Source organism: Intrasporangium chromatireducens Q5-1 (assembly GCF_000576575.1).
Taxonomy (GTDB): domain Bacteria; phylum Actinomycetota; class Actinomycetes; order Actinomycetales; family Dermatophilaceae; genus Intrasporangium_A; species Intrasporangium_A chromatireducens.
Genome location: NZ_AWQS01000326.1, coordinates 1 through 3537, shown reverse-complemented (window position 1 = coordinate 3537; position 3537 = coordinate 1). Strand labels below are relative to the sequence as shown.

The 3537-nt window shown below is 74.5% G+C and carries 3 protein-coding genes; 1 reads left to right on the top strand and 2 read right to left on the bottom strand.

Translation table 11 applies throughout. The features are described 5' to 3' along the window. Together N864_RS20375 and N864_RS20370 are read right to left on the bottom strand one after the other, a co-directional pair. A partial coding sequence (locus tag N864_RS20375) for a glycosyltransferase family 2 protein (RefSeq protein WP_051518865.1) occupies window positions 1-2905 on the bottom strand: 2905 nt, incomplete at its 3' end. Between the two features lie 39 nt (window positions 2906-2944). Beyond that, window positions 2945-3208 (bottom strand): WhiB family transcriptional regulator, encoded by a 264-nt coding sequence (locus tag N864_RS20370; protein ID WP_034721705.1) that lies wholly within the window; start codon window positions 3206-3208, stop codon window positions 2945-2947. A 183-nt stretch (window positions 3209-3391) separates the two neighbouring features. On the opposite strand from N864_RS20370, the gene N864_RS26160 reads away from it, so the two are divergent. Then, on the top strand, window positions 3392-3537 hold a 146-nt coding region (locus tag N864_RS26160), incomplete at its 3' end, for a 2-phospho-L-lactate transferase CofD family protein (RefSeq protein WP_338033664.1).

Sequence of the window (3537 nt, the reverse complement as noted above, 5' to 3'; positions counted from 1 at the left end):
GGGACGGCGCCGCGGCCGCCTCGCCAGCGCCCGCGCCCGGCAACGGCCGCACCTTCCACAACGTGGCGCCGTCCTCCCGGCCGAGCCGGCTCAGCCCCTCGGTCGAGTCGAGGCGGCGGACCAGCTCGTCGTTGCCGTCGCTGACGACCTGGACGAACCCGACGGCCAGCTGCGCGAGGGCGCGCGACGGCGACTCGTCGCTCTGCCGACCACCGACGAGCGCCGCGACCGTGGCGACGAGGTCGGAGTTGTCGGGACGGGCACGGTCGAGGTCGCGCAGCAGCTCGCCCGGCTCGGTCCCGGTCAGCTCGAAGTCGACGACCGTGGCGGAGGGGCGCAGCAGGAGCAGGCGGCTGCTGAGCGGTCCGTTGCCCTGCTCGACCGCGACAGCCGGCAGCCGGGCCTGGCCCGGCGTGAGGTGGTCGCCGACACCCGACACGCCCCAGTGGACGGCGCCCGCGACGATCGGCACAAGGACGAGCACCACGGCCGCCACGGCGAGCCCGAGGGTGCGGCGGCGGACCGGGCGACGCAGACCGGACAGCACGGCGCCGCTGCCGGCCAGCAGCCCGACGAGCAGGCCCGCGACCCACAGCTCCAGGCCGACGCCCTCCCAGAGCCGCGCCGGTGCGGAGGTGCCGACGCCCGTCGCCGCGGTGCCGAGGACGACCCGGGCGCTGCCCAGGGCCACCGCCAGACCGACGAGGCCGACGGCGACCCCTGACCAGAGGCCGACCGAGGCGGAGCGAGAGCGGGCGTGAGCCGCATACCCGAGGATGCCGAGCACGACGAGGGGGGCGCCGAGCCACAGCCAGGCGGTCAGCGGCGCGTCGGGCTGGCCCACGACGACCCCTGCGACGGGGCCGACCCGCGCGGTGTCGAGCAGCCCGGGGCCGGAGAGCAGCAGCCGCCAGTCGGCGACGAACCGCATCACGGACGGACCCAGGAGGGCGGTCGGGACGACGAGCAGGACCAGGCCGCGCACGCGTCGCTGGCCGGGTCCGAAAAGGACCAGCAGCAGCGCGGCCACGGCCGAGACGGCCAGCAGCGGTGGCGCGAAAGCGCCCACGACGGCGGTCGCCAGGGCGGTGGCGAAGGTTGCGGTGTAGGTGCCGTCGGCCCGTCCGGCGAGGGCGAACCCGGCGATGACGAAGGGCAGCACCACATGCACCACGACGGCGCTGAGGCGCCCCTCGACGACCGCGGCCGTCACGACGGAGCTGACGCCCCAGGCCGCTGCGGCCACAGCCCGGCCGGTCCGGGAGGACGAGGCGACGCGCCCGGCCAGATAGGCCGACCACGTCGCGAGAACCGGCCCGAGGAACATGAGCCACGCGACCGTCACGCCCGCCGGAGACCGGCTGGCGGCGACACCGGGGACGCGCTCGACGAGCCAGGTCAGCGCGGCGAGGACCGCGAGCGCGGGCGCCGGGGCCGACCCCGAGCCGAGGCCGGAGCCGTGCCAGGCATCTCGGAAGGCATGCCAGAGACCCCCGGAGCCGGTGCTGACGGGGAACAGCTCGCCGCCGGCGACGCCGGTGTGGGCCGGCGACAGTGCACCGGCCCGGATCGGGTCGCGCCAGGCGATCACCGTGGTGACGAGGACGGCGACCACGGCGAGGAAGCCCGGGTGCGTCAGCACCCGACGTGGCAGGGAGGCGGGCAGGACGTCGAGGGACTCCGACTCCTCGCCCACGGGTCCGGTCTCGACGGTGGGCGCGGCCTCCCGGCGCCGGAGCGTGTCGGGGGTGATGGCGTCCTGGATGTGGTCGATCGTGGTGCGGGCCGCCTCGCGCGGGGTGACGAACAGCGTCGCCAGGTCGTCGCGGCGCAGCCGCTTCGTCGCACGGCCGCGCCACCGGGCGGCGGTGATCGCCGAGGGGTGCGCGAGGGCCCCGATGTCCGACAGCTCCCGCCAGGCCTGTCGAGGTCGCTTCGCCACGAGCAGGGTCACGGCAGCCACGAGGCTCGACAGGGCCACCCAGATCCCCAGGAAGGGGGCGGCGAGCGGCGCTGACCGGGCGAGGGCGACCTGCCGCGTCGCCCGTCGGGTGCGGCGAGCCACCTCGGCTGCGCCGGGGCCGGTTGCGCGGCGGCCCTGGGCCGTGGCGCAGGCGTCCCGGACGACGGCGCTCGGCACGACGATGACACGGTGGCCGGCCAGCTGGGCCCGCCAGCCGAAGTCGAGAGCCGCGCCGTAGCGCTCGAAGCTCTCGTCGAAACCACGCAGGTCGGTGTGCACAGCGCGGTCGACGAGCATGCCCTTCGTGCCGACCGCCAGCACGTCGGTGCGGCTGTCGTGCTGCCCCTGGTCGGCCTCGCCCGGCGCCGGGGACGCGATGCGTCGGCCGCTGCGCGTCACCTGGATACCGAGCTCCACCAGACGCCGCGGGTCGTCCCACTCGACGAGCTTCGGCCCGGCGATGCCGACCGATGGCGAGCGGAGCATCGCCTCGACGAGCCGCTCGAGCGCCTCGGGCTGCGGGGCGACGTCGTCGTGGAGCACCCAGGCCAGCTGCCGCGTGGCGCCGCTGCGGGGCAGGCTCGTGATGGCGCGGTCGATCGCCCGGCCGATCGGGATGCCGGCGGGCAGCTCGAGGATGTCGATGTCGGGGACCGCCCGGCGCAGCTGTTGGTGGGCCCGCACGATGGCGAGCGAGGTGTCCCGGCTGCCGAGGTCGACGGCGAGGACGCGCCGGGGTCGCAGCGTCTGTAGCGCGATCGCAGCGAGCGACTCGGCGAGCCACGGAGCGCCGTCGCGCACGAGCAGCACGACGGACACCTCGGCGGTCGGCGTCGGAGCGATGCGCCCCTGGGAGGGGAAGTGGGTGGGCGCAGCGGCTCCCGCGCCGGCGGGAGTGGTGGTGAAGGCGGTGGTCAGCGCGTCTGGCACAGTCACGTCCATCGGGCCCGGGTGTGCACCCGGGTCAGCCGGTGGTCCTCGTCAGACGGCGCGCTTCTTCAGCTTGCGCCGCTCGCGCTCGGACAGCCCGCCCCAGATGCCGAACCGCTCGTCGTGCGCCAGCGCGTACTCGAGGCACTGCTGCCGGACCTCGCAGTTGACGCAGACCTTCTTGGCCTCACGCGTCGAGCCGCCCTTCTCGGGGAAGAACGCCTCCGGGTCCGTCTGCGCGCAGAGAGCCCGCTCCTGCCAGGAGAGCTCCCCCTCCTCCGCGTCATCTCCCAGTACCAGCAATATCTCGTGCATGACCCCTCCTCGACCCTGACTCTGCGTCTGCACTCTGCCGCCCAGGTCCGGCCGATTCGGGCTCGAACAAGAGACAACAATGAAATTACATGCGTGTCATACCCCTCTCGTCAAGCCGTACTCTGATATTTGCGGTGCGAGGCCCCCGATCGGCGCGACAACGGCGGCTGAGAAGATCGGGCCATGCGAATCACCGCGTTGGCCGGAGGAGTGGGCGGAGCGCGCTTCCTGAGGGGGTTGCTGCACCACCTCGAGCGCAGCGCCGGCCCGGCCACCGAGCTCACCATCATCGGCAACACGGGCGATGACATCACGCTCTTCGGCCTGCG

Excerpts from the sequence above, each read along its gene's own strand:
- N864_RS20370 (WP_034721705.1), bottom strand. The coding sequence starts at position 3,208 with ATGCACGAGATATTGCTGGTACTGGGAGATGACGCGGAGGAGGGGGAG.